General features: G+C 69.6%; 25 protein-coding genes and 1 riboswitch. Of the genes, 9 read left to right on the top strand and 16 right to left on the bottom strand.

Annotated features, from left to right (window positions below):
* Window positions 1-214 precede the first annotated feature (214 nt).
* Together KCH48_RS26675 and KCH48_RS26670 are read right to left on the bottom strand one after the other, a co-directional pair.
* A complete protein-coding gene (locus KCH48_RS26675) occupies window positions 215-913 on the bottom strand; it encodes an SDR family oxidoreductase (RefSeq protein WP_210577292.1) in 699 nt (232 codons plus the stop codon).
* A 7-nt stretch (window positions 914-920) separates the two neighbouring features.
* Entirely contained in the window at window positions 921-1460 is a 540-nt protein-coding gene (locus KCH48_RS26670) for a TIGR00730 family Rossman fold protein (protein WP_210577291.1), read from the bottom strand.
* A 51-nt stretch (window positions 1461-1511) separates the two neighbouring features.
* Between KCH48_RS26670 and KCH48_RS26665 the strand changes: the two genes are divergently transcribed.
* The gene (locus KCH48_RS26665) at window positions 1512-1835 is read left to right on the top strand and encodes a DUF427 domain-containing protein (protein ID WP_210577290.1); all 324 of its coding nucleotides are present in this window, start codon (window positions 1512-1514) and stop codon (window positions 1833-1835) included.
* Window positions 1836-1886: 51 nt separating this feature from the next.
* Window positions 1887-2666: an alpha/beta fold hydrolase gene (locus KCH48_RS26660; RefSeq protein WP_210577289.1), complete on the top strand. Its 780-nt coding sequence runs from the start codon at window positions 1887-1889 to the stop codon at window positions 2664-2666.
* Between the two features lie 79 nt (window positions 2667-2745).
* Here KCH48_RS26660 and mnmA read toward each other — a convergent pair whose 3' ends face one another.
* Window positions 2746-3876, bottom strand: a complete 1131-nt coding sequence (gene mnmA / locus KCH48_RS26655) for a tRNA 2-thiouridine(34) synthase MnmA (protein WP_210577288.1) — start codon at window positions 3874-3876, stop codon at window positions 2746-2748.
* A 60-nt stretch (window positions 3877-3936) separates the two neighbouring features.
* Here mnmA and KCH48_RS26650 point away from each other — a divergent pair, with 60 nt between their 5' ends.
* Window positions 3937-4638, top strand: coding sequence for an N-acetylmuramoyl-L-alanine amidase (locus KCH48_RS26650; protein ID WP_210577287.1), 702 nt, complete (start codon window positions 3937-3939; stop codon window positions 4636-4638).
* Between the two features lie 19 nt (window positions 4639-4657).
* Here the strand turns inward: KCH48_RS26650 and KCH48_RS26645 are convergent, their stop codons facing one another.
* The 3 genes from KCH48_RS26645 to KCH48_RS26635 form a co-directional block, all read right to left on the bottom strand.
* Entirely contained in the window at window positions 4658-5827 is a 1170-nt protein-coding gene (locus KCH48_RS26645; protein WP_210577286.1) for a cysteine desulfurase family protein, read from the bottom strand.
* A gap of 186 nt (window positions 5828-6013) precedes the next feature.
* Window positions 6014-6280 carry a DUF4190 domain-containing protein gene (locus KCH48_RS26640; RefSeq protein ID WP_210577285.1) on the bottom strand — a complete coding sequence of 89 codons (267 nt, stop codon included), beginning with the start codon at window positions 6278-6280 and terminating at the stop codon, window positions 6014-6016.
* A gap of 32 nt (window positions 6281-6312) precedes the next feature.
* Complete coding sequence (locus KCH48_RS26635; protein WP_210577284.1) at window positions 6313-6477, bottom strand: hypothetical protein; 165 nt, start codon at window positions 6475-6477, stop codon at window positions 6313-6315.
* Between the two features lie 121 nt (window positions 6478-6598).
* Here KCH48_RS26635 and KCH48_RS26630 point away from each other — a divergent pair, with 121 nt between their 5' ends.
* Window positions 6599-7225 carry a TetR family transcriptional regulator gene (locus KCH48_RS26630; RefSeq protein WP_210577283.1) on the top strand — a complete coding sequence of 209 codons (627 nt, stop codon included), beginning with the start codon at window positions 6599-6601 and terminating at the stop codon, window positions 7223-7225.
* Between the two features lie 84 nt (window positions 7226-7309).
* On the opposite strand, the gene KCH48_RS26625 is transcribed toward KCH48_RS26630, so the two are convergent.
* Window positions 7310-8167 (bottom strand): thioesterase family protein, encoded by an 858-nt coding sequence (locus KCH48_RS26625; protein WP_210577282.1) that lies wholly within the window; start codon window positions 8165-8167, stop codon window positions 7310-7312.
* 145 nt (window positions 8168-8312) lie between these two features.
* Between KCH48_RS26625 and KCH48_RS26620 the strand changes: the two genes are divergently transcribed.
* Window positions 8313-9521 (top strand): esterase family protein, encoded by a 1209-nt coding sequence (locus KCH48_RS26620; RefSeq protein WP_210577281.1) that lies wholly within the window; start codon window positions 8313-8315, stop codon window positions 9519-9521.
* Here KCH48_RS26620 and KCH48_RS26615 read toward each other — a convergent pair.
* The 9 genes from KCH48_RS26615 to KCH48_RS26575 all read right to left on the bottom strand — a co-directional run bounded on the left by KCH48_RS26615 (window position 9430) and on the right by KCH48_RS26575 (window position 19256).
* Window positions 9430-10086, bottom strand: a complete 657-nt coding sequence (locus tag KCH48_RS26615) for a trimeric intracellular cation channel family protein (RefSeq protein WP_210577280.1) — start codon at window positions 10084-10086, stop codon at window positions 9430-9432. The two genes, KCH48_RS26620 and KCH48_RS26615, sit on opposite strands and share 92 nt — an antisense overlap.
* 78 nt (window positions 10087-10164) lie before the next feature.
* Window positions 10165-11358 (bottom strand): ABC transporter ATP-binding protein, encoded by a 1194-nt coding sequence (locus KCH48_RS26610; protein WP_210577279.1) that lies wholly within the window; start codon window positions 11356-11358, stop codon window positions 10165-10167.
* 11 nt (window positions 11359-11369) lie between these two features.
* The gene (locus KCH48_RS26605; RefSeq protein WP_210577278.1) at window positions 11370-12467 is read right to left on the bottom strand and encodes an ABC transporter ATP-binding protein; all 1098 of its coding nucleotides are present in this window, start codon (window positions 12465-12467) and stop codon (window positions 11370-11372) included.
* Window positions 12464-13462, bottom strand: a complete 999-nt coding sequence (locus KCH48_RS26600; RefSeq protein WP_210577277.1) for an ABC transporter permease — start codon at window positions 13460-13462, stop codon at window positions 12464-12466. The genes KCH48_RS26605 and KCH48_RS26600 overlap by 4 nt, the downstream gene beginning before the upstream one ends.
* 111 nt (window positions 13463-13573) lie before the next feature.
* Window positions 13574-15367, bottom strand: coding sequence for an ABC transporter substrate-binding protein (locus KCH48_RS26595; RefSeq protein WP_210577276.1), 1794 nt, complete (start codon window positions 15365-15367; stop codon window positions 13574-13576).
* A 69-nt stretch (window positions 15368-15436) separates the two neighbouring features.
* Window positions 15437-16444, bottom strand: a complete 1008-nt coding sequence (locus KCH48_RS26590) for an ABC transporter permease (RefSeq protein WP_210577275.1) — start codon at window positions 16442-16444, stop codon at window positions 15437-15439.
* 317 nt (window positions 16445-16761) lie between these two features.
* Window positions 16762-17553, bottom strand: a complete 792-nt coding sequence (locus KCH48_RS26585) for an enhanced serine sensitivity protein SseB C-terminal domain-containing protein (RefSeq protein WP_210577274.1) — start codon at window positions 17551-17553, stop codon at window positions 16762-16764.
* 142 nt (window positions 17554-17695) lie between these two features.
* Complete coding sequence (locus tag KCH48_RS26580) at window positions 17696-18487, bottom strand: enhanced serine sensitivity protein SseB (RefSeq protein ID WP_210577273.1); 792 nt, start codon at window positions 18485-18487, stop codon at window positions 17696-17698.
* Window positions 18488-18551: 64 nt separating this feature from the next.
* On the bottom strand, window positions 18552-19256 hold the full coding sequence (locus tag KCH48_RS26575; protein ID WP_246885917.1) for an AAA family ATPase: 705 nt from the start codon (window positions 19254-19256) through the stop codon (window positions 18552-18554).
* A 195-nt stretch (window positions 19257-19451) separates the two neighbouring features.
* Window positions 19452-19551, top strand: a riboswitch (glycine riboswitch).
* 145 nt (window positions 19552-19696) lie between these two features.
* On the opposite strand from KCH48_RS26575, the gene gcvT reads away from it, so the two are divergent.
* The 4 genes from gcvT to KCH48_RS26555 all read left to right on the top strand — a co-directional run bounded on the left by gcvT (window position 19697) and on the right by KCH48_RS26555 (window position 24012).
* On the top strand, window positions 19697-20815 hold the full coding sequence (gene gcvT, locus KCH48_RS26570; protein ID WP_210577272.1) for a glycine cleavage system aminomethyltransferase GcvT: 1119 nt from the start codon (window positions 19697-19699) through the stop codon (window positions 20813-20815).
* 99 nt (window positions 20816-20914) lie between these two features.
* A complete protein-coding gene (gene gcvH / locus KCH48_RS26565; protein ID WP_210577271.1) occupies window positions 20915-21292 on the top strand; it encodes a glycine cleavage system protein GcvH in 378 nt (125 codons plus the stop codon).
* Window positions 21293-21306: 14 nt separating this feature from the next.
* Window positions 21307-22569 (top strand): serine hydroxymethyltransferase, encoded by a 1263-nt coding sequence (gene glyA / locus KCH48_RS26560; protein WP_210577270.1) that lies wholly within the window; start codon window positions 21307-21309, stop codon window positions 22567-22569.
* A 75-nt stretch (window positions 22570-22644) separates the two neighbouring features.
* Window positions 22645-24012, top strand: coding sequence for an L-serine ammonia-lyase (locus tag KCH48_RS26555; RefSeq protein ID WP_210577269.1), 1368 nt, complete (start codon window positions 22645-22647; stop codon window positions 24010-24012).
* Window positions 24013-24131 lie beyond the last annotated feature (119 nt).

Raw genomic sequence — 24131 nt, 5'->3', positions numbered from 1 at the left:
TGAAGCCTACGTATGGTTTCGCCCCCGCCGCCCCTACCCGTCCCATCCCTGGGGGCTGCCGCCCCCAGACCCCCGCTTCGGCCTGAACGGCCTCGTCCTCAAACGCCGGACGGGCTGAAAAACCAGCCCCTCCGGCGTTTGAGGAGCGGGGTCCAGGGGCGGAGCCCCTGGGGGATGGGACGGGTAGGGGCGGCGGGGGCGAGAGAAACTTCCGTCAGCGCCCCGGTCGCACCGTCAGGTCGTTGATCTCCGCGTCCCTCGGCAGGTCCAGGGACATCAGGATCGTCGTCGCCACCGACTCGGGATCGATCCACTGGGCGGCGTCGTACTCCTTGCCCTCCTGCTGGTGGACCTTGGCCTGCATGGGGCTGGCGGTGCGGCCGGGGTAGACGGAGGTGACGCGGACGCCGTTGTCGTGCTCCTCGTTGCGCAACGCGTCCGCGAGGGCCTTCAGGCCGTGCTTGGAGGCGGCGTACGCGGACCAGTCGGCGCTGGCCCTGAGACCCGCGCCCGAGTTGACGAACACCACGTGGCCGTGGGTGGCGCGGAGTTGGGGCAGGAAGTGGCGGGTCAGCTCGGCGGGGGCGATGAGGTTGACGTTGAGCTGGTGGCGCCAGGACTTGGGGGTCAGGTCTCCGACCGGGCCGAGGTCGACGACGCCCGCGATGTGCAGCAGCGAGTCCACCCGCTCGGGCAGCGTCTGGTGCGAGAAGGCCCAGCTCAGCCTGTCCGGGTCGGCCAGGTCTCCGACCAGTGTCCTGGCACCCGGGAACTCCCCCGCCAGTTCCTTCGCGCGGCCCGCGTCGCGCGCGTGCAGGACGAGTTCGTCCCCGCGCGCGTGGAGGCGGCGGGCGACCGCCGAACCGATGCCGCTGCCCGCCCCGGTGATCACATGTGTAGCCATGTGCGCCATGGTCGCATCAGGCCACGCCCCGGCTCTCCTCCAGGTAGGCCATCGCCCCCACCGGCTCCTCCGCGAAGAACACCAGGTCGGTCAGCGGACGGGGCAGGAACCCCTCGTCCTCCATGCGGCGGAACTGTTCCTTCAGCCCGTCGTAGAAGCCGGCGGTGTTGAGCAGCACCACCGGCTTGTCGGTATGCCCGTGCTTCTTCAGCTCGAGGATCTCCGTCGCCTCGTCGAGCGTCCCCGTGCCACCCACCATGATCACCACAGCGTCGGCCTTCTCCAGCAGCAGCTTCTTCCGCTCGGCGAGGTCTTTCGCGATCACCATCTCGTCGACCCCCGGACGGACCTTGGCGGACAGGAACTCGACCGAGACCCCGACGAGCCGCCCGCCCGCCTCCTGCACGCCGTCGGCGACCACCTTCATGAGCCCGACATTGGACCCTCCCCACACCAGCGTGTGGCCGCCCTTGCCGATGAGCTTCGCGAACTCCCGCGCGGGGCGCGTGTAACGGTCGGACAGGTCGGCGGCGGAGAGAAAGACGCAGATTCGCATGGGAATCACCGTACGCGGGAAGAACCGGCGCCCCGCGGGTGCTGTCCGGGTATGGCTGATGGACACACGATCACGATCGAACAGGGCACTCAGCGCGTGCGGGTGGTCAGCGGCGACCAGGTACTGGCGGAGTCCGACCGCCCGTTGATCCTGCGCGAGACCGGCTGTCCCGAGCGCTACTACCTCCCCGCCGAGGACGTACGCCTCGACCTCCTGTCCCCTTCGGAGACCCACACCTACTGCCCCTTCAAGGGAACCGCCTCGTACTGGTCGACGCCCGACGCGGCCGACCTCGTCTGGTCGTACCCCGACCCCAAGCCGGACGTCGCCCAGATCAAGGACCATCTCTGCTTCTACGACGTCGAAGTGGTGTGAGGAGCGGTGTCGTGACTGACTAGTTCACCGCCGGGTGGCAGTCTTCCCGGCATGGACAAGAAGACGCTTTCGCGCGACGGCACCCCGATCGCATACGAACGCACGGGCCGGGGCCCGGCGGTCGTCCTGGTGAGCGGCGCGATGTCCACCGGCCACACGGTGGCACCGCTGGCCGGCCGGCTCGCCGACGGCTTCACGGTCGTCGTGTACGACCGCCGGGGCCGCGGCGAGAGCGGTGACACGCCGCCGTACGCCGTGGAACGGGAGGTCGAGGACCTCGCGGCGCTCATCGAGACGGTCGGCGGTCAGGCGGCGCTGTACGGCATCTCGTCGGGTGGCGCGCTGGCCCTGGAGGCCGCGGCGAACGGGCTGCCGGTCAGCAAGGTCGCGGTGTACGAGACGCCGTTCGCGGTGTACGAGGGCGGAGCGCAGGAACGCGCCGAGTACACCGAGGGGCTGACGCGGGCACTGGCGGAGGGCAGGCGCGGGGACGCCGTCGAGCTGTTCCTGAGGCTGACCGGGCTGGCCGAGGAGATGATCCAGGGCGCCCGCCAGTCCCCCATGTGGTCCGGCATGGAGTCGATCGCACCGAGCCTGGCGTACGACAACGCCGTCATGGGCGACGGGCTCGTCCCCCGGCACCGGCTGGCCGCGATCACCGTCCCGCTCCTGGCCGTCGCGGGCGGCGAGAGCCCCGCGTGGCTGCGCGAGGCGACGCAGGCGGTCGCGGAGACGGTGCCCGACGGGACCTACCGGAGCCTGGAGGGGCAGACACACCTGGTGGATCCGCAGGTTCTGGCGCCGGTGCTCGCCGAGTTCTACGCGCAGTAGCGCAGTAGCGCAACAGGAGGGCATCCGCCGACGCGGCACGCGCGCGTGGAGAGCGGTTACGCGCTGCGTCCCGCGCGGGTCACGCCGGTACGGCCCTCGCCCGCGTCGTCGACGCGATCGTCGCCGAGCCCACCACGCGCGTGCCGTCGTACAGGACGATCGCCTGGCCGGGGGCGACTCCGCGGACCGGGGCGGTGAACGACACCTCCAGGGAGCCGTCGATCAGTTCGGCGGTGACCTCGGTCTCGCCGCCGTGGGCGCGGAGCTGGGCCGTGTAGGTGCCGGGGCCGGAGGGGGCCGCGCCGCACCAGCGGGGCTTGATCGCGGTCAGTGCGGCGACGTCGAGGGCGGAGACGGGGCCGACGGTCACCGTGTTGTCCACCGGGGAGATGTCGAGGACGTAGCGCGGCTTGCCGTCGGGTGCCGGGTGGCCGATCCGCAGGCCCTTGCGCTGGCCGATGGTGAAGCCGTACGCGCCCTCGTGCGTGCCGAGCTTGGCGCCGGACTCGTCGACGATGTCGCCCTCCGCCTTGCCCAGCCTGTTGGCCAGGAAGCCCTGGGTGTCGCCGTCGGCGATGAAGCAGATGTCGTGCGAGTCGGGCTTCTTGGCCACCGCCAGCCCCCTGCGCTCGGCCTCCGCGCGGATCTCGTCCTTCGTCGTCACGGTGTCGCCGAGCGGGAACATCGCGTGGGCGAGCTGCCGGTCGTCGAGGACGCCGAGGACGTACGACTGGTCCTTCGCCATGTCGGAGGCGCGGTGCAGCTCGCGGGCGCCGTCCTCGTTCACGATCACCTGGGCGTAGTGGCCGGTGCACACCGCGTCGAAGCCGAGCGCCAGGGCCTTGTCCAGGAGGGCGGCGAACTTGATCTTCTCGTTGCAGCGCAGGCACGGGTTCGGGGTGCGGCCCGCCTCGTACTCGGCGACGAAGTCCTCCACCACGTCCTCGCGGAAGCGGTCGGCGAGGTCCCAGACGTAGAAGGGGATGCCGATGACGTCCGCGGCGCGGCGGGCGTCGCGGGAGTCCTCGATGGTGCAACAGCCGCGCGCGCCCGTACGGAAGGACTGCGGGTTCGCGGAGAGCGCGAGGTGGACGCCGGTCACGTCGTGGCCCGCCTCGGCGGCGCGGGCGGCGGCCACGGCGGAGTCCACGCCGCCCGACATGGCGGCGAGTACGCGGAGGGGGCGGGGGCGCTGCGGGATCTCAGTCATAACCCTTCCAGGGTAAGGGCCCACGGGAACCAAGACTGCCGAGTATCCGTTCACGATCACATGGGGGCGAGAAGAGCGACCGAGAACTCCGGGCACACGGCTGAGAACTCCGGGGGCAGGGACGGCGACCGGCGCATCGGGCGGCGGGCGCTGCTGGCCGGCCTGGCCGCGACCGCGGTGGGCACGGCCGTGCTGGCGCGCGACGAGCTGGGGCGCCTGTGGTGGCGGGTTCCGGGCGTGGAGAAGCCGCGCAAGGCGGGCGCGGTCGACTACGCGGGCGCGAAGTGGGAGGCGGCGTCGGACGCCAACTGGCGGATGGCGGACCGGCCCGACGACTACGGCGTCGACATGGTGATCATCCATGTCACCCAGGGCAGCTTCGACAGCGCGGTGAAGGCCTTCCAGGACCCGGGCCACCAGGCCGCGGCCCACTACATCGTCGGCCAGGACGGACGCGTCCTGCAGATGATCCGCGAGCTGGACGTGGCGTACCACGCGGGCAACCGCGACTACAACGAGCGCAGCATCGGCATCGAGCACGAGGGCTTCGTGGACCGGCCCGAGGACCTCACGGACGAGATGTACGAGGCGTCGGCGCGGCTCACGGCCCGGATATGCGCGCGGTACGACCTACCCGTCGACCGCGAGCACATCATCGGGCACGTGGAGGTACCGGGCACGGACCACACGGATCCCGGGGAGCACTGGGACTGGGACCGGTACATGAAGCTCGTACGGCAGGCCCGTACGGCGTCGGCCTGAGGCCGGTCTACGGCCTGGCCTACGTCAGCCCCGCCGCCCGCGCCCGTTCCACCGCCGGGCCGATGGCCTTGGCCAGCGCCTCCACGTCGGCTTCCGTGGAGGTGTGGCCGAGGGAGAAGCGGAGGGTGCCGCGGGCGAGGTCCGGGTCGGTGCCGGTGGCCAGGAGGACGTGGCTGGGCTGGGCGACGCCCGCGGTGCAGGCCGAGCCGGTGGAGCATTCGATGCCCTGGGCGTCCAGGAGAAGGAGCAGTGAGTCTCCCTCGCAGCCCGGGAAGGTGAAGTGGGCGTTCGCCGGGAGGCGGCCCTCCCGTGCGGGGTCCCCTCCGAGCATCGCGTCCGGGACCGCCGTACGGACCGCCTCGATCAGGTCGTCCCGCAGACCGCCGATCTCCCGGCCGAACCACTCGCGCTGTTCGGCGGCGAGGCGGCCGGCGACCGCGAAGGAGGCGACGGCCGGGACGTCGAGGGTGCCGGAGCGGACATGGCGCTCCTGGCCGCCGCCGTGCAGAACCGGTACGGGGGTGTACTCGCGGCCGAGGAGCAGGGCGCCGATGCCGTACGGGCCGCCGATCTTGTGGCCCGAGACCGTCATCGCGGCGAGGCCGGAGGCGGCGAAGTCGACGGGGACCTGGCCGAAGGCCTGGACGGCGTCGGCGTGCAGGGGGACGTCGAACTCGGCGGCGGTCTCGGCGAGTTCGCGGATCGGCATGACCGTGCCGATCTCGTTGTTCGCCCACATGACGGTGGCCAGGGCCACGTCGTCGGGGTTGCGGACGATGGCTTCGCGCAGCGCCTCGGGGTGGACCCGGCCATAGGGGTCGACCGGGAGGTACTCGACCGTGGCGCCCTCGTGTTCGCCGAGCCAGTGGACGGCGTCCAGGACGGCGTGGTGTTCGACGGGGCTCGCGAGGACCCGGGTGCGGGCCGGGTCGGCGTCTCGGCGGGACCAGTACAGGCCCTTGACGGCGAGGTTGTCCGCCTCGGTGCCGCCGGAGGTGAAGACGACCTCGCTGGGGCGGGCAGCGAGGGCTTCCGCGAGGGTTTCGCGGGCCTCCTCCACGGTTCGCCTTGCCTGGCGGCCCGATGCGTGGAGGGAGGACGCGTTGCCGGTGACGCCGAGGTGCGTGGTGAGTGCCTCGACTGCCTCGGGGAGCATCGGGGTGGTTGCGGCGTGGTCGAGGTATGCCATGGTGACGCCGATTCTACGGGGCCGCTGCGCTGGGCTTGGGCGCCGGTTACACGTGGACTTCCTTACGACGCACCCGGCGCTGCAGGCTGCGCCCACCCTCCCCCATCGCCCTGCGGAACGACTGCCCACAGCGGTGCCATTCAGGAACGGCTGCGCACAGCGGTGACGGCGCCTGGAGCCCTTACCTCAGAAACTCCACGACACCGTGTTGTCCGCCTGCATGAAGGCCACCAGGACCAGGAGGTCGGCGATTCCCAGGCCCAGGCCCAGGTAGGCGCGGCCCTTGCGGTTGGTGCCGCGCCAGAGGGCTGCGGAGGCGAGGGCGATGGCGATCGGGCCGAGGAAGACGTTGAGGACGAGGAGGCCCACGAGGCCGAGGATGAAGGAGGCGACGGCCATGCCGTCGGTGTCGCGGGCGGTGGTCTGACGGGTCGCAGGTGCGGTGAGTTGCATGGTGTTCAGCTCCCGACGGGCTGGATGGGCGGTCAGTTGACGGATGAGCGCCGACGGCCGTGCCGCTCGCGGAGCGCGAAGATGCCGAGCCAGGCGGCGATCACCACGGCGGCGACGGCGGTGAAGCTGAGCGGTGCGTGGGCCACGGTGCCCAGCACGACGCCCAGCAGCAGAAGTGCGGCGACGATGAACAGCATGGGTGGGTTCCCCCTCCGTTACGGTTCAGTGAACGGTTGTAGTTACAAGTGTTCACTGACTTACAAGTCTAGCGCGTCCTACGGCTTTTCAATTACGGAGAACAGTTGTTAACTGCATGGCATGAGTCACACTCTCGGCGTCCGGCAGGCCCAGAAACAGAAGACCCGCCAGGCGCTCCTGGACGCCGCCCTGGGGCTGTTGGAGGAGCAGAGCCTGAGCAGCCTGGGCCTGCGTGAGGTCACCCGCGAGGTCGGCGTCGCCCCGACCGCCTTCTACCGGCACTTCCGCTCCATCGCGGACCTCGGCGTCGCACTGGTCGAGGAGGCGCTCGGCAGCTTGCACCCGATGATCCGGATGCTCGTGTCCGCGACGGACGATCCCGACGAACGCATAGCCCGCGCCATCGAGTTGATCGTCGGTCATGTGGAGGCGCACCCCGCCCACATCCGCTTCATCGCCCGTGAGCGCAGCGGCGGGGTCCGGCCGGTGCGCGAGGCCATCCGCGACCAGATCGCCCTGTTCGCCGAGGAGGTGAAGGTCCAGCTGGTCAAGGACCCCGAGGCCGAGGGATGGACGGACGACGACCTGTCGATGCTGGCCAGCCTCTACGTCGACCAGATGCTGTTCACGGCCTCCCTCTTCCTGGAGGCCCTGGACGCCCCGCCGGAGGAGCGCGAGCGCGTCGCCCATGTCGCGACCCGGCAGCTGCGGCTCATCAGCATCGGCCGGCAGCACTGGCTCGACTGACACACCTCGGCTGACACACACGAACAGGCGGCGCCCCCGTTCACCGGGGGCGCCGCCTTCGTCGTACGAGATCCAAAAGCGCCGTCAGAGCCGGACGCGCGCCAACTGCCGCGACTGTGCGACCAGTCGGTCCGCGCTGTCCCAGACCTCGGCGTCCTCCTCCAGGAAGCCGCCGGCGAGGTTGCGGGTGGTGATGGACACCCGCAGCGGGCCCGGTGCGGGGTGGCAGCGGACGTGGACGGTCAGTTCGACCGTGGGGACCCAGCCGCCGAGGCCGAGCTCGAAGGCGGTCGGCGGCAGCGCGTCCACCGCGAGGAGCAGCGCGAAGGGGTCGGCGTCCCGGCCGTCGGCCAGCCCGAACCAGGCCCGCATCTCGCCCTTGCCGGACGGGGATCCGAGCGCCCAGCCCAGGGTCGAGGGGTCAAGCTTCACCATCAGCCGGTCGGCGATCGCGGGGCTGCCGGAGGCCGGGGCCGGTCCGTCCTCGGGGCCGAAACACTGATCCATGGGCGGGATCGCGGGCTGGAGGGCCGCAGTACGAACGTCGTCGGGGAGGGTGTCGAGGTCGCCGTAGGAGGCGAGGACGCGGATGCGTTCGACTTCGCGGCCCTCGTCGTCGTACTGGAAGAGGGAGGCCTGGCCGGTGGAGAGGGTGCGGCCGGTGCGGACGACGTCCGTGCGGACGGTCGCGGGACCGGGGCGGGAGGCGGTGAGGTAGTGCGCGGAGACGGTGAAGGGGTCGCCGTGCGGGAGCGTGTCCGCGAGGGCGCGGCCCAGGACGGCCAGCAGATAGCCGCCGTTGACGGCGTTGAGGATCGTCCAGCCGGCGGAGAGGTCGATGCCGTAGACGCCGGGTCCGCGTGGGGTGAGCGCGGTGTCGCGGTCGAACTCGCTGTCGCCGATCGTGGCCCGTGCGGCCGGGGCGGAGGCTGCTTCTGGCATGGGTGAACGGTACAACAGTTGACTACTAAGCGGTAGCTTTTCTCAGTTCGCGGGCACCCCGCTCCTGGTGAGGACCGCGCAATTTATCGGTAAGTGTCCGTGCTGGTCCGTAAACCTGAGGCCCCGTCTTCCCCTCTCTAGGGACATGAGCCTCACCGGGACCCCGTTCCTCTACACCCTGGTCGCGCTGGCCCTCGTCGCCGTCGTGCTGCCGCTCGTCGTCTGGTCGCGGATCCGCGGCCCTCGGGCCCTGCGCGCGCTGGCCCGGATACTGATGCTGCTGTTCGCCCAGGGCACGGCCGTCGCGCTCGTCTTCGTGCTGGTCAACAACCAGAACATGCTGTACGACAACTGGGGCGATCTGCTCGGCACGAGCGACCACGTGGAGCAGGCCGCCGACCTCGGCCCGGACGGCACCGGCGGTATCGCGCTCGACAAGCTGCCCCCTGTCCGGCAGTCGTTCGCCCCCGCCCTCGGGCCGGGCATGGGGTCGGCCGGCGGTGTGCGCGTCACGCATCTGACGGGCCGTGTCTCGGGCGTGCACGCCGAGGTCTACGTCTGGCTGCCGCCGCAGTACGACCAGCCCGCCTACCGGAATCACAAGTTCCCGGTGGTGGAGCTGCTGCCGGGCTATCCCGGCTCGGCGAGGGCGTGGTTCAGGACGATGGACGCGCATGAGCAGTTGCTGCCGCTGATGCGCAGTGGCCGGGTCGCGCCGTTCATCCTGGTGGCGCCGCGCACCAACCTGCTGCCCGGGGTGGACACCGGCTGCGCGAACATCCCGGGCAAGGCGAACGCCGACACCTGGCTGAGTGTCGATGTGCCGCGGATGGTGATGGACAACTTCCGGGCGCAGTCCGCGCCCGAGGGCTGGTCGGTGGCCGGGTACTCGGCGGGCGGGCACTGCGCCACGAAGCTCGCCGTCGCCCATCCCGACCGCTACCGGGCCGCCGTCAGCATGTCCGGCTACAACGACCCGAAGGCCGAACGCGCCGCGCTCACTGCGAAGTCCCCGGCCCTGCGCCGCGCGAACGACCCGTATCTGCTGCTGCGCAAGGCCCCCACCCCGCCCCCGGTCGCCCTCTACCTCTCCGGCCAGCCGCACGACGGATACGAGGCGGCCATGGCCCTGAAGCAGGCCGCGAAGCCGCCGACCTCCGTGGACGTGGTGTTCGTGCCGCGCGGCGCGGGCGGCCACACGATGGCGCTGTGGAAGCCGCAGGTGGTCCCGGCCTTCGAGTGGCTGACCCGGCAGCTGCCGGTCACTCCTCGCGTACCGTCGAGCGCCGATTCCACGCGCGCGGCGCTCGCCAGTGGAAGCGCATCGCCAGCAACCGCAGCGCGAAGGCCGTGACGGCCGCGAACCCGCTGGCGAGCGGGGTCAGCACGTCGTAATGGATGCACAGGACGACCAGCGTGGCGCCGACCATCGCCGGAACCGCGTACAGGTCGCGGTCCCAGCGCAGCAGCGACGGCACCTCGTTGGCGAGGACGTCCCGCAGCACGCCCCCGCCGACGGCCGTCGCCAGGCCCAGCGTCGCCGAGGCGGTCAGCCCGAGCCCGTACTCGTACGCCTTCGTCGTGCCCGAGACGCAGAACAGGCCGAGGCCCGCCGCGTCGAAGACGTTCACGCCGACCTGGATCCGCTCCACGTGCGGATGCAGGAAGAAGACCAGGAGCGTGGCGAGCAGCGGGGTGAGGAAGTACCCCAGATCCGTGAAGGCCGCGGGCGGTACGGCGCCGATGACCAGGTCGCGGAAGAGCCCGCCGCCGAGCGCGGTGACCTCGGCGAGTACGGCGATGCCGAACACGTCGAAGTTCTTGCGGACGGCCAGCAGCGCGCCGGAGATGGCGAAGACGAAGATGCCGATCAGGTCGAGCGTGTGCTGGACGGATGGGGTGAACAGTAGCTGGAGCACCCATACATTCTCACCCAGCAGTGAGCCCCCGCCTTATAAACGAAGGCGGGGGCTCACATAGGGACTCACTGAGAGGGCTCACTTCTCCTTGGCGGGCGCCTCGTCCGCAGCGGCCTCCACCTCGGCCGCCACCGCCGCGCTGGTCTCCGCCGACTCCGCGAGCACCTCGTCCGACACCAGCTCCGCCGCCTCCTTGGCCGCGGTCAGCAGGACGGTGTCCTGCGGTGCCTGGTCCTCGAAGTTCTCCGGGTGGTGGCAGGCGACCTGCTGTCCGGGCTTCAGCTCGATCAGCGGCGGCTCGGTGGTCGTGCAGATCTGCGTCGCCTTCCAGCACCGGGTGTGGAAACGGCAGCCGCTCGGCGGGGAGATCGGCGAGGGGACGTCGCCCTTGAGCAGGATGCGCTCGCTCTTGGCGTTCTTGCGCCGCGGGTCCGGGATCGGCACGGCCGACATCAGCGCCTTGGTGTACGGGTGCATCGGCGCCCGGTACAGCGATTCACGGTCGGCGAGCTCGACGATCTTGCCGAGGTACATCACCGCGATCCGGTCCGACACGTGCCGGACGACCGACAGGTCGTGCGCGATGATCACGTACGTCAGGCCCAGCTCCTGCTGGAGGTCGTCGAGGAGGTTGACGACCTGCGCCTGGATGGACACGTCCAGCGCGGAGACCGGCTCGTCGGCCACGACCAGCTTCGGGTTGAGCGCGAGCGCGCGGGCGATGCCGATGCGCTGGCGCTGTCCGCCGGAGAATTCGTGCGGATAGCGGTTGTAGTGCTCGGGGTTGAGACCCACCACCGACAGCAGCCGCTGCACTTCCTTCTTGATGCCGCCCTCGGGCGTGACGCCCTGCAGCTTGAAGGGGGCGCCGATGATGGTGCCGATGGTGTGGCGCGGGTTCAGCGACGAGTACGGGTCCTGGAAGATCATCTGGACATCGCGGCGCAGCGGACGCATCCCGCTCACACCCAGGTGCGTGATGTCCTTGCCCTCGAACTCGACCTTCCCGGCGGTCGGTTCGAGCAGCCGGGTGATCAGCCGGCCCATCGTCGACTTGCCGCAGCCCGACTCGCCCACCACACCGAGGGTTTCGCCGGACTTGACCTCGAAGTCGAGGCCGTCGACCGCGCGCACCGCGCCGACCTGCCGCTGGAGCAGGCCTTTACGGATCGGGAAGTGCTTCTGGAGCCCGGTCACCTTCAGCAGGGTCTCGCCGGGGGCGGCGTCGCCCTTGGTGATCACGGCGCCTTCGCTCTGCGCAGGGATGCTCACTTTGTCCTCGCTCACAGCTTCGGCGCAATCTCTTCGGTCCAGATCCGCTCCCGCTGTTCCCTGGTCATGTGGCAGGCGGCCCAGTGCTGGCTGCCGACCTCTGCCAGCTCGGGGCGGACCGTGCGGGTGAGGTCGTCCTTGGGGATGTCGGCGTACGGGCAGCGCGGGTTGAAGGCGCAGCCGGACGGGATGTTGATCAGGGACGGCGGGGAGCCCTTGACCGGGATGAGCCGCTCCTGCTGGTCACGGTCCAGGCGCGGCATCGAACCCAGCAGGCCCCAGGTGTAGGGGTGGCGGGGCTCGTAGAACACCTTCTCGGCGGGGCCGCGCTCCACGCAGCGGCCGCCGTACATCACCAGGATGTCGTCGGAGAGCTCGGCGACGACGCCCAGGTCGTGGGTGATGACGATGACCGCGGAGCCGAACTCCTTCTGCAGATCGCGGATCAGGTCGAGGATCTGCGCCTGGACGGTCACGTCGAGGGCGGTCGTCGGCTCGTCCGCGATGAGCAGTTCGGGGTTGTTGACCAGCGCCATGGCGATCATCGCGCGCTGGCGCATACCACCGGAGAACTCGTGCGGGTAGCTGTCGACCCGCTTGTCCGGCTGCGGGATGCCGACCCGGTCGAGCATCTCGACCGCACGCCGCTTGGCGACCTTCTTGTCCACCTTGTGGTGGACGCGGTACGCCTCCACGATCTGCTGGCCGATCGTGTAGTACGGGTGCAGCGAGGACAGCGGATCCTGGAAGATCATCGCCATGTCGCGGCCGCGCAGCTTGCGTACGTGGTCGGGGTCGGCGGAGAGCAACTCGGTGCCGTCCAACCAGATCTCGCCGGAGATCTGCGCCTTGCGCTTGCCGTACTGGCCGGCGGTGTGCAGGCCCATGATGCCGAGCGAGGTCACCGACTTGCCGGAGCCCGACTCGCCCACGATGCCGAGGGTCTTGCCCTTCTCCAGCTGGAAGCTGAGCCCGTCGACGGACTTGACCAGGCCGTCGTCGGTCGGGAAGTGCACCTTCAGATCGCGTACTTCGAGGAAGGCGGTCGGGGCGGGCGAGGTGCCGGTGGGCTCCCCGACGGCCGCGCCGGTCTTGCTGAGTTCCGTCATGCGAGCCTCACTCGGGGGTCGATCACGGCGTACAGGATGTCCACCACGAGGTTGGCGAAGAGCACCGCGAGGGATGTGATCAGGGTGACGCCCAGGATGACGGGCAGATCCTGGTTCCTGATCGCCTGGAGCACCGCCTGGCCGAGGCCGGGCAGATTGAACGTCGTCTCGGTCAGGATCGCACCGCCGATGAGGGCGCCGAGGTCCATGCCGAGCATGGTCAGGATGGGCGTCATCGTCGAGCGCATGGCGTGCTTGCCGATGACGGTCTGCTCCTTGAGGCCCTTGGCGCGCGCGGTGCGGATGTAGTCCTCGCCGAGGATCTCCAGCATGGTGGCTCTGGTGATCCGGGCGTACATCGCCGCGTACAGGAACGCGAGGGTGATCCAGGGCAGGATCATGCCGCCGAGCCAGCCGCCGAAGCTGTCTTCGAGGGGCACGTACGACGCGTCGATCCAGTTCAGACCGAAGGCGAAGATCGCCAGGCTGAGCAGGCCGGTGAAGTAGATCGGCAGGGAGACACCGGCGAGGGCGACGACCATGGCGCCGCGGTCCCACAGGGTGCCCCGCTTGAGCGCGGAGAGCACACCGGCCGCGACACCGAAGATCAGCCACAGCACGGCGGCACCGAGCGCGAGGCTCATGGTCACCGGGAAGCGGTCGGTGAGCACCGGCCAGATGGCCTGCTCACTGCGGAACGAGTAGCCGAAGCAGGGCGCGGCGCACTCGGTGACGTCGCCGCCGCCCGAGTAGGTGCGACCGACGAAGATGCCCTTGAAGAACTCCCAGACCTGGGCATAGATCGGGTCACTGAGACCCAGCTTCTGCCGGACCGCCTCCACCGAGGCGGGGTCGGCCTGCTTGCCCACGAAGCTCGCGGCGATGTCGACGCCCGCCCACTTGGGGACGAGGAAGAAGATGCCGAAGACCACCATGATGATGACCACGAGCATCACTGCGGCGGCGAACAACCGCCTGATGAGGTAAGCGAGCACAGCTCTCGGCCCGCCGCGGACCGCGGGCCACCGGAGATCGTCCGGTGGCCCACGATCACGCTGCGCCGGCCTTCACCTGCCTTTCGTGCCGTATGGCGGGTGTGCCGGGTGTCAGCTTGCGGACTTCAGACCGAGGTTGACGAAGTCGTACATACCGCTGTAGCCGTCGGTGGTGTAGACGTTCGCCAGGCGGTCGGAGCGCCAGTTGATGAACTTCTCGAAGACGAAGGGCAGGTAGTACGCGCCCTCCATCACCTTGTGGTTGATCTCCGTGGAGATCTCGGTCTTCTTCGCGTCGTCCAGCTCGGTGACGTAGTCGTCGAACAGGCCGTCGATCGCCTTGTCCTTGATCAGCGCGAAGTTGTTGTTACCGCTCTCCAGGATGTACTTGCTGTCCCACAGCGGCATGCCGTAGCCCTGGACGGTCGGGAAGTCCGGGCCCCAGCCCATGATGATGATGCCGTAGCCCTTCTTGACCACGTTGGAGGGGCTGCCGATGATGCCGGAGGTCTGCGAACCGTCGAACTGGTCGATGTCGGCGGTGATGCCGATCTTCTTCAACGACGCCTGCAGGGACTGGGCGGTGGCCACCTCGACCGGCTTGTTGTTGCGGACCGCGATGGTGGTCTTGAAGCCGTTCGGCTTACCGCAGGCCGCCAGCGCCTTCTTGGCCTCGGCCGCGTTGCCGTCCTTGTTGTCGGTCGCCATCTTGTACGGGTCGTACTTCTGGCCCTCGGAGCCCGGGACGGACGGCGGCAGCATGTTGGTGCCGATGTCACCACCGGCGATGGGGCCACCGCGCGCGGTCTGCAGCGACACGTGGTTGGCGCCGTAGAGCACGGCCTTGCGGCACTCGATGTTGTCGAACGGCTTCACGCTCTGCGGGAAGGTCGCGTAACGGATGTAGCCGGAGACCGGGTTGTCCAGGTTGGCCTTGTGCTGCTTCAGGGCGGTGGTGCGGCCCTGCGGCGACATGCCGGTCTGGTTGATGTCGAGGTCCAGGTCACCGTTGATCAGGCGCTCGTCCAGCTGGTTGGCGTCCGAGAAGAACTGGACAGTGATCTTGTCCGGGTACGCCTTGCGGATCGGGTCCGACTCCTGCTTCCAGCTGGTGTTGCGGACCAGCGTGAGGTCCTTGCCCGGGCTGTACGACTCGAACTTGTACGGGCCGGAGGAGAACGGCTTCAGGCCGTACTTCGACTTGGTGTCCTTGTCCTGACGGACGGGGGACGCCGAGATCAGGGCCAGCACCTCCTCGAAGTCCGAGTTGGGCGTCGGCAGCTTGAAGGTGATGGTCTTGTCGTTCGGCGTCTCGATCGCCTTCAGACCCAGCTTGTCCTTGGACGTGTCCTTGTACGGGCCCTTGTACTCGCCCTTGGGGTCGAGCATGTCCTTCAGGTAGACCGGGCCGCCGGACAGCACGTCCTGCGCCCAGACCCGCTCGATGCCGTACTTGATGTCCTTGGAGGTGATCGGCTTGCCGTCCTCCCAGGTGATGCCGTCACGCAGGGTGTACGTGTAGCTCTTGCCGTCGTCGGAGACCTTGGCGAGCCCGGTGGCGAGGTCCGGAGTGAGCTCGGCGCCGGCCTTGCCGGGCTCCGCCTTGCCCGTGACGAGCTGGCGGCTGTAGTAGCGCGCGAAGTTCCACATGAAGCCGTAGTAGCCGCGCGTGGTGTCCCACGAGTCGGCGTCCTGCGCGCCACCGAACTTCAGCGTGCCGCCCTTCTTGGCCAGGGATGCCTGGGCGACCTTGTTGTTGGCGGCGTCGAAGCCGGCCGCGCCGTTCTTCGAGCCCTCGCCGTCGCTGTCGCCACCGCCGCACGCCGCCGTGGTCAGCAGCGCGGCGACCGCGGCGACAGCGGCAAATGCCTGCTTACGCCGCCCTGAGGTGCGTTTGGTAGTCACGATCTCGGATCCTCCGGTTGTGATGAGAGACCCCGTGTCAGTGCCACGGGACGCTTTAGGTACGGCAGTTCAGCGGGAGCCCTTCGGGTCCAGCGCGTCACGCACGCCGTCGCCGAAGAGGTTGAAGGCGAGGACAGTGATGAAGATCGCCACGCCGGGGACCACCATGTACATGGGGTCCGACTCGTAGTAGTCGATCGCGCTCGAAAGCATCTGCCCCCAGGACGCCGTGGGCGGCTTGACGCCCACGCCCAGGAAGCTGAGTGCCGCCTCGGTGAGGATGTTGGTGGGGATCATCATCGTCGTGTACACGACGATCGGTGCGACGAGGTTGGGCAGCAGCTCCTTGAACAGGATGTACAACCGCCCGGCGCCCAGGGAACGGGCGGCTTCCACGTACTCGCGCTCGCGCAGCGACAGCGTCTGGCCGCGCACCACGCGGCCGATGTACGGCCATCCGAAGAAGCCGATGACCAGGATCATCACGAACACACGCACGCTGGACCCGGTCAGGCCCAGCATCTCGTTCGGCATGACGGAGACCAGCGCGATGATGAAGAGCAGCTGCGGGAAGGCCAGCAGACCGTCCATCACCCGGCTGATGACCGAGTCGACCCAGCCGCCGAAGAAGCCGGCGAGGATGCCGAGGATGGTGCCCAGGATGACGGCGACGACGGCCGACAGGAAGCCGACCAGCAGCGAGATCCGGGCGCCGTAGAGGATCCGGGCGAGGATGTCGCGGCCGTTGACCGGCTCGACGCCCAGCAGGTGATCGCCGCTGATGCCACCCAGCGAACCCGTGGGGGTGCCGAACAGCGGGTCGATCAGCTCCTCGTGATACTCGTTCGGATCCTGCCCGAGCAGGTTGGTGATGACCGGCGCGAGCAGGGCGACCACCACGAGGAGGAGCACCACGGCGCCGCCCGTCAGAGCGAGCTTGTCCCGCTTCAGGCGCTCCCAGGCGATCCGGCCCAGGGAGCGACCCTGTACGGCCTTCGCGCCGGTGCCTGCGACCGCCGCTTCCTCGGCCGCGCTCGGGGCCGCCTCGGCGGTCGGCTCGTGCAATGGTGCCGTCATCTGGCAGGGACCCCTCTCAACCGGTGGTAACCGGCCCGCACTTGCCGCTGTGGCGGCGTGATCAGTCCGTCGTACTGGGGTTTCGAACACCCCTGGTGGGGGAGTCTTCAACGCTTTGGCGACGAGTTGCCAGACTTGGCGGTGAAAGGATGCGTAACCGTGATGCGGCGTCCCGGGTTCCGCTATCCGGACAGCGGGTAACGGGGGCCGGACGAGAACAAGTTGGACATCCGGCGCAGTTCAGGTCTTTCCGTCATGGTCTACGCGCGAAGAAGGACTCCGCCTCTGCGACGGAGGGTGGCCGCGCGCCATGTGTTTCAGTATCCGCCGTGGACCGGCGGATAGCCGTACCCGGCTGCCGGCGCCTGGGCCGGGGCCCCGTGGGCCTCGCGGTCGTAGAAGGGGCGGGCCTGGGCCCGCATCCACATCGCGACCGGGTCGTACTCGTCGGACATGGCGACCGTCGACACCGGCAGGCCGTCCGGGACCGCGCCGATGGACTGCTGCATCATCGCCCGCACCGAGTCGACGGCGGCCGGGCTGGCGTCGTATACATCGAGGCCGATGGCGAGGTACGGCGCCCCGAGCGCCGGCTGCACCCAGGCGCGGCGCAGGGAGCGGACGGCCGGGGTGCGGTGGGCGTTCTGCGCGAGCTGGGCGTAGAACTGCGGGATCTCGATGCCGGGCTCCGACAGCCGCAACGGCCCCGCGGGCTGCCGCTCCAGGCCGGTGGCGATGCGGCGCAGGTCGAGCCAGGGGATGCCGACGCCGCCGCCGGGCGCGTGCGGGTTCAGCCAGAGGCCGTAGTGGTCGGGGTAGAGCGTGCGGGCGACGTCCACTCCGTCGACGACTTCGTAGGAGCGGTTCCAGCCGCTGGCCGAGAGTTCCTGGGCGGAGGTGACACAGGGGGCGTAGCCGTGGCCGTCGACCTCCATGTTTCCGTACTGCGCGTCCGGTGAGCCTGCCTGGCCGTGCCAGAGGAGCATCCAGACCTGGCCGGCGGAGGGGGTCGCGAGGGCGCGCAGCAGTGCCTCGTAGGCGTCGTAGCGCCCGGGCGTCACCTGGCGCAGCATGTGCTCGACCTGGCCGGTCGCGATGCTGGCGCTCACCTTGTACCGCCCCTTCACTGAGGTTGCCCGGATTATGGAACCAGCTTAAGCGCCCAAGAGCTCGGGGCTTGTTGCACGTGGGCGAGTGCGGGTTCGTTGTGGCTTGTCGCGCAGTTCCCCGCGCCCCTTTAGGTACGTGCAGTCACCGTTGGTAGAAGGGGCGGGCCCTGTTGCGCATCCATTCGGCTACCGGGTCTTGTGTTACGTCCAGGAGAACCAGGTTTACGGGCCACCTCACGGGGACCCTCGCCAGGGCCCGGCCCAGTGCGTCCAAGGGGAGGGCCCTGATGTCGCCCTCCCACTGGTTGAGTTCGACGCCTACGAACATGACCGGGTCGGCTGTTTCGATCGCCGCGAGGCAGCGGCGGGCCGTGGTCACCACGCCGGTCTGGTCGAACTCGGTGGCTGCGGCGGACAGGAAGTCCACGGGGTCGTCCTGCCAGTCGGGTTCGTAGAGCTTGACCCGGCCGCCGGTGGTGAGGCCGTCCAGGGGGGTGCGGCCCACGCGGCAGAGTTCGGCGACGGCGGGGGGCGGGAGGGGGATGCCGACCACGCCGTCGGGGTTCACGGCGATGCCGACCTGTGGGGGCAGGCCGCGGGCGAACTCCACGGCGGGGGCGATCGTGTACGACATGTGGGAGCCGGCGACCTGGCGGAACTGTTCCTCGGAGCTGAAGACCGGGACGTAGGCCTGGCCGCCGAGTTCGAGGGTGGGCAGGTCGAGCGGGACGCTGTGCGGGCCGCCGCCGTTGGGGAGCGGGACCCAGATGAAGCTGCGTCCGAGGACTTCGATGATCCGTCCGCCGGCCCCCGGGACGTTGAGGGAGGCGGAGAGCACCTCCTCCAACTCGTTGCCGGGCCAGCCCCCGTGCGGGTGGGGGTGTGCCTGTGCCGGGAAGTCCGGGAAGTCCCCTGGGAAGTCTGGGAAGTCCATCTGCTGTCAACCGCCTGCCGAGATCACTGCTGTGACTCAAAGGCTAGCGGGTGGAATACCGGGTTCAGCCCGTGAAGCCGATCCTGCGCAGCACGTCCGCCGCGTCGCGGTCGAGCAGGACCGCCGAGCCACAGCCGTCGGGCAGGTCGCCGCGCTCCACGGCGCGGATCAGCCGGGCGGCCGCCGTGCGGTGGCGCAGGAAGGCGTAGCGGGAGACGCCGCGGCCGCGTTCGCGCTGGCCCTCCAGGGCGGTGCCGGGGGCGACGTCGAGGAGCAGGAGGTGCAGGGTGCCGCCGCGGCGGCGGGCCTCGCGGGACAGCCAGCGGCGCACCCAGGACTGCGTACCGCAGTCGTGGACGACGACTCCGGTGCCGGTGCGCAGGGCGCGGCGCAGTCCGGTGTAGTGCGCGAGGCGGACCAGGGGACGGTAGACCGCGTACGGCAGGAAGCGGGACGCGCGGGAGTCCCAGCGGTCGCGGGTGTCCTGGGAGTCGATCCGGAGGCCCTTCACCGTGCGCGCCATCAGTGTGGACTTTCCGCTTCCGGGCAGGCCGGTGATCACGACGAGGTCCTTGGGGCCGAAGAGCAGTGCGTGCGGGCTGCGGCCTCCACGGTCGCGCAGGTCCCGGACGACGGGCGCCCGGTGCGCGCCGCAGGCCTCCCTGGCCGGAGCCGTGTGCTGCTCGGGCAGCGCGACGGCCGAGCTGGTGGCGTACGCCGTGATCCTGTTCACCGTGATCGTCCTCCCCATGGGGTCGGGAGTTCCCATCCCCGTCGAGTGTAAAGAGAAGGTAATACGCGGCCCTCCCGATTACGTCCGCTTCCCGCAACAAGGCTGCTACAGGCCACTGTGCCCGACTGTGAACCCTGGACGGTCCCTGCGGACGGCCCCCCTTGAAAGGTCCCCCTGCCGCGGTCGGCTGATGCGTGCAATGATGTGCGCGCCAACTGCATACCGGCCGCTTGAATCCGCGCGGGAGAGTTCCCAGCACCGCTGTCGCTGGGACGCCGAAGGAGCAAGTCCCTCCCTTGAATCTCTCAGGCCCCGTTACCGCGCGGGCGAGGCACATCTGAAAAGCGGGCCGCTGCCGCAGTGGCTCCACCCAAGGTGCAAACCGTGATCCTCACCGGTCACGGCGAACCTCTCAGGTTCCGATGACAGATGGGGAGGAACTTTCCTCGCCTGTCATGCCTTTGGGAGCAGATCCGATGAGCAGTACGCCTCTCCGTCACACCGCGCTCGATGCCCTGCATCGTTCGCTGGGCGCGACGATGACCGACTTCGCCGGCTGGGACATGCCCCTGCGCTATGGCTCCGAGCGCGAGGAGCACCTCGCCGTACGCGCCCGGGCCGGGCTCTTCGACCTCTCGCACATGGGCGAGATCACGGTGACCGGCCCCCAGGCCGCCGCCCTGCTGGACTACGCCCTCGTCGGCAACATCAGCGCCGTCAAGCCCGGCCGCGCCCGCTACACCATGATCTGCCGCGAGGACGGCGGCATCCTCGACGACCTGATCGTCTACCGGCTGGCCGAGACCGAGTACCTGGTCGTGGCGAATGCCGGTAACGCGCAAATTGTCCTGGATGGGCTTGTGGCGCGCTCCGAGGGGTACGACGCCGAAGTGCGCGACGACCGCGACGCCTACGCCCTCATCGCCGTCCAGGGTCCCGAGTCCCCCGGCATCCTCGCCTCCCTCACCGACGCCGACCTCGACGGACTGAAGTACTACGCCGGCCTGCCCGGCACCGTCGCCGGCGTCCCCGCTCTCATCGCCCGCACCGGCTACACCGGCGAGGACGGCTTCGAGCTGTTCGTGAAGCCGGAGCACGCGGTCGAGCTGTGGCAGGCGCTGACCAAGGCGGGCGAGAGCGCGGGCCTGGTCCCGTGCGGCCTCTCCTGCCGGGACACCCTGCGCCTGGAGGCGGGCATGCCGCTGTACGGGCATGAGCTGTCGACCGCGCTGACGCCCTTCGACGCCGGGCTCGGCCGGGTGGTGAAGTTCGAGAAGGAGGGCGACTTCGTGGGGCGCGCGGCGCTGACCGAGGCTGCCGCCCGGGCCCGGTCGAACCCGCCGCGCGTCCTCGTCGGGCTCGTCGCCGAGGGCCGCCGGGTGCCGCGCGCCGGGTACGCCGTCGTCGCGGGCGGCGAGGTGATCGGCGAGGTCACCTCCGGCGCCCCCTCGCCGACGTTGGGCAAGCCGATCGCGATGGCCTACGTCGACGCCGCGCACGCGGCGCCCGGTACGGCCGGGGTCGGTGTGGACATCCGCGGCAGCCACGAGCCGTACGAGGTCGTGGCGCTGCCGTTCTACAAGCGCCAGAAGTAGACACTGGGCTGTGATGCCGGGCACATCCTCCCTGCTCACAACCGTCTTTCGCAGTCCCCCATTCACCAGCACTCCCCCGCGTACAGGAGAATTCAGGACATGAGCAACCCCCAGCAGCTGCGCTACAGCAAGGAGCACGAGTGGCTGTCGGCCGCCGAGGACGGCGTCGCGACAGTCGGCATCACGGAGCACGCGGCCAACGCGCTCGGCGATGTCGTCTTCGTCGACCTCCCCACGGTCGGTGACGCCGTGACCGCGGGCGAGACCTGCGGCGAGCTGGAGTCGACCAAGTCGGTCAGCGACCTTTACTCCCCGGTCAGTGGCGAGATCACCGAGGTCAACGAGGACGTGGTCAACGACCCGTCGCTGGTGAACTCCGCCCCCTTCGAAGGCGGTTGGCTGTTCAAGGTACGAGTCGCCGAGGAGCCGTCCGACCTGCTCTCCGCCGACGAGTACACCGCCTTTTCCGCCGGCTGAGGAGTCGTACAAGCATGTCTGTCCTGAACACCCCCCTGCACGAGCTCGACCCGGATGTCGCCGCCGCCGTCGACGCCGAGCTGGACCGCCAGCAGTCCACGCTCGAGATGATCGCCTCGGAGAACTTCGCGCCGGTCGCGGTCATGGAGGCGCAGGGCTCGGTCCTGACCAACAAGTACGCCGAGGGCTACCCAGGCCGCCGCTACTACGGCGGTTGCGAACACGTCGACGTGGTCGAGCAGATCGCGATCGACCGCGTCAAGGAGCTGTTCGGCGCCGAACACGCCAACGTGCAACCGCACTCGGGCGCCCAGGCCAACGCGGCGGCGATGTTCGCGCTGCTCAAGCCCGGTGACACGATCATGGGCCTGAACCTCGCGCACGGCGGGCACCTGACCCACGGCATGAAGATCAACTTCTCCGGCAAGCTGTACGCCGTGGTCGCCTACCACGTGGACGACTCCGGTGTCGTCGACATGGCCGAGGTCGAGCGGCTGGCCAAGGAGTCCAAGCCGAAGCTGATCGTGGCGGGCTGGTCGGCCTACCCGCGGCAGCTGGACTTCGCCGCGTTCCGCCGGATCGCCGACGAGGTCGGCGCGTACCTGATGGTCGACATGGCGCACTTCGCCGGTCTGGTCGCGGCCGGGCTGCACCCGAACCCCGTCCCGCACGCGCACGTGGTCACCACGACCACCCACAAGACGCTGGGCGGCCCGCGCGGCGGTGTGATCCTTTCCACCGCCGAGCTGGCGAAGAAGATCAACTCGGCGGTGTTCCCCGGTCAGCAGGGCGGGCCGCTGGAGCATGTGATCGCCGCCAAGGCGGTCGCCTTCAAGGTCGCCGCATCGGAGGACTTCAAGGAGCGGCAGCGCCGTACCCTGGAGGGTGCCCGCATCCTCGCCGAGCGTCTGGTGCGGGAGGACGTGAAGGCGGAGGGCGTCGACGTGCTCTCCGGCGGCACGGACGTACACCTGGTCCTGGTCGACCTGCGCGACTCCGCGCTGGACGGCCGGCAGGCCGAGGACCGCCTCCACGAGGTCGGTATCACGGTCAACCGCAACGCCATCCCGAACGACCCGCGTCCGCCGATGGTGACCTCCGGCCTCCGCATCGGCACCCCCGCCCTCGCCACCCGCGGCTTCACCACCGAGGACTTCACCGAGGTCGCGGACATCATCGCCGAGACGCTCAAGCCGTCGTACGACGTCGAAACACTCAGGGCCAGGGTCACCGCGCTCGCGGACAAGCACCCGCTGTATCCCGGCCTGAACAAGTAAGTCCCCCTGGTGGGACACCCGGCCACGCGGATGCCGGGTGGCCGGGTGTCCCACCACCCGTTGTGAGGAGTCCCCGTGGCCATCTCGGTCTTCGACCTGTTCTCGATCGGCATCGGCCCGTCCAGCTCCCACACCGTGGGCCCGATGCGCGCGGCCCGTATGTTCGCCCTGCGGCTGCGGAACGAAGGCGTGCTGGACTCCACCGAGTCCGTACGGGCCGAGCTGTACGGCTCCCTGGGCGCGACCGGCCACGGCCATGGCACGCCCAAGGCGGTCCTGCTCGGACTGGAGGGCGCGTCACCGCGCACGGTGGACGTCGAGACCGCCGACCAGCGGGTGGAGGACATCAAGACGGCGGGCCGGCTCCGGCTGCTCGACGAGCGGGAGATCGCCTTCACTTTCGACAAGGACCTGGTCCTGCACCGCCGTAAGGCACTCCCCTACCACGCGAACGGCATGACGCTCTGGGCGCACGACGCCTCCGGCGCCGAACTCCTCTCCAAGACCTACTACTCCGTGGGCGGCGGCTTCGTCGTCGACGAGGACGCGGTCGGCGCCGACCGCATCAAACTCGACGACACGGTCCTCAAGTACCCCTTCCGCACGGGCGACGAGTTGCTGCGCCTCACGCAGGAGACCGGCCTGTCGATCTCCGCACTGATGCTGGAGAACGAGCGGGCCTGGCGCACCGAGGAGGAGATCCGCGCGGGTCTGCTGGAGATCTGGCAGGCGATGCGGGAGTGCGTGGCCCGCGGCATGTCCCGCGAGGGCATCCTGCCGGGCGGCCTGAAGGTACGGCGGCGGGCCGCCAACACGGCCCGCAAGCTGCGCTCGGAGGGCGACCCCAAGGCCCTGGCCATGGAGTGGATCACGCTCTACGCGATGGCCGTGAACGAGGAGAACGCGGCGGGCGGCAGGGTCGTTACGGCCCCCACGAACGGCGCGGCCGGCATCATCCCGGCGGTCCTGCACTACTACATCAACTTCGTGCCCGGCGCCGACGAGGATTGCGTCGTCCGCTTCCTGCTGGCCGCCGGCGCCATCGGCATGCTCTTCAAGGAGAACGCCTCCATCTCCGGCGCCGAGGTCGGCTGCCAGGGCGAGGTCGGCTCCGCCTGCTCCATGGCGGCGGGCGCCCTCGCCGAAGTCCTCGGCGGCAGCCCCGAACAGGTCGAGAACGCCGCCGAGATCGGCATGGAACACAACCTCGGCCTCACCTGCGACCCCGTCGGCGGCCTCGTCCAGATCCCCTGCATCGAACGCAACGGCATGGCCGCGGTGAAGGCCGTCACCGCCGCCCGCATGGCCATGCGCGGCGACGGCTCCCACAAGGTCTCCCTCGACAAGGTCATCAAGACGATGAAGGAGACGGGCGCCGACATGAGCGTGAAGTACAAGGAGACGGCTCGGGGTGGGTTGGCTGTGAACATTATCGAGTGCTGAGCGCATAACGGGCTTCTGACCTGCGAGTTCGCGGCGCATAGTCAACATCGGGAGCTCCGCCCCCACCATCCGGATGTATCAAATCGACCCCCTCGATCAACTTGAGGGGTATCATTCGA

This window comes from Streptomyces sp. GESEQ-4, from assembly GCF_017948455.1.
In the GTDB taxonomy this organism is placed as follows: Bacteria; Actinomycetota; Actinomycetes; order Streptomycetales; family Streptomycetaceae; genus Streptomyces.
The sequence above is the reverse complement of the archived record's forward strand: the minus strand, read 5'-3'. Positions and strand labels throughout refer to the sequence as shown.

Bases quoted from the DNA above. Each gene is read 5' to 3' on its own strand.
- KCH48_RS26675 (WP_210577292.1), bottom strand. From the start codon at position 913: ATGGCGCACATGGCTACACATGTGATCACCGGGGCGGGCAGCGGCATC.
- KCH48_RS26670 (WP_210577291.1), bottom strand. From the start codon at position 1,460: ATGCGAATCTGCGTCTTTCTCTCCGCCGCCGACCTGTCCGACCGTTAC.
- KCH48_RS26665 (WP_210577290.1), top strand. From the start codon at position 1,512: ATGGCTGATGGACACACGATCACGATCGAACAGGGCACTCAGCGCGTG.
- KCH48_RS26660 (WP_210577289.1), top strand. From the start codon at position 1,887: ATGGACAAGAAGACGCTTTCGCGCGACGGCACCCCGATCGCATACGAA.
- mnmA (WP_210577288.1), bottom strand. From the start codon at position 3,876: ATGACTGAGATCCCGCAGCGCCCCCGCCCCCTCCGCGTACTCGCCGCC.
- KCH48_RS26650 (WP_210577287.1), top strand. From the start codon at position 3,937: ATGGGGGCGAGAAGAGCGACCGAGAACTCCGGGCACACGGCTGAGAAC.
- KCH48_RS26645 (WP_210577286.1), bottom strand. From the start codon at position 5,827: ATGGCATACCTCGACCACGCCGCAACCACCCCGATGCTCCCCGAGGCA.
- KCH48_RS26640 (WP_210577285.1), bottom strand. From the start codon at position 6,280: ATGCAACTCACCGCACCTGCGACCCGTCAGACCACCGCCCGCGACACC.
- KCH48_RS26635 (WP_210577284.1), bottom strand. From the start codon at position 6,477: ATGCTGTTCATCGTCGCCGCACTTCTGCTGCTGGGCGTCGTGCTGGGC.
- KCH48_RS26630 (WP_210577283.1), top strand. From the start codon at position 6,599: ATGAGTCACACTCTCGGCGTCCGGCAGGCCCAGAAACAGAAGACCCGC.
- KCH48_RS26625 (WP_210577282.1), bottom strand. From the start codon at position 8,167: ATGCCAGAAGCAGCCTCCGCCCCGGCCGCACGGGCCACGATCGGCGAC.
- KCH48_RS26620 (WP_210577281.1), top strand. From the start codon at position 8,313: ATGAGCCTCACCGGGACCCCGTTCCTCTACACCCTGGTCGCGCTGGCC.
- KCH48_RS26605 (WP_210577278.1), bottom strand. From the start codon at position 12,467: ATGACGGAACTCAGCAAGACCGGCGCGGCCGTCGGGGAGCCCACCGGC.
- KCH48_RS26590 (WP_210577275.1), bottom strand. From the start codon at position 16,444: ATGACGGCACCATTGCACGAGCCGACCGCCGAGGCGGCCCCGAGCGCG.
- KCH48_RS26580 (WP_210577273.1), bottom strand. From the start codon at position 18,487: ATGGACTTCCCAGACTTCCCAGGGGACTTCCCGGACTTCCCGGCACAG.
- KCH48_RS26575 (WP_246885917.1), bottom strand. From the start codon at position 19,256: ATGGGAACTCCCGACCCCATGGGGAGGACGATCACGGTGAACAGGATC.
- gcvT (WP_210577272.1), top strand. From the start codon at position 19,697: ATGAGCAGTACGCCTCTCCGTCACACCGCGCTCGATGCCCTGCATCGT.
- gcvH (WP_210577271.1), top strand. From the start codon at position 20,915: ATGAGCAACCCCCAGCAGCTGCGCTACAGCAAGGAGCACGAGTGGCTG.
- glyA (WP_210577270.1), top strand. From the start codon at position 21,307: ATGTCTGTCCTGAACACCCCCCTGCACGAGCTCGACCCGGATGTCGCC.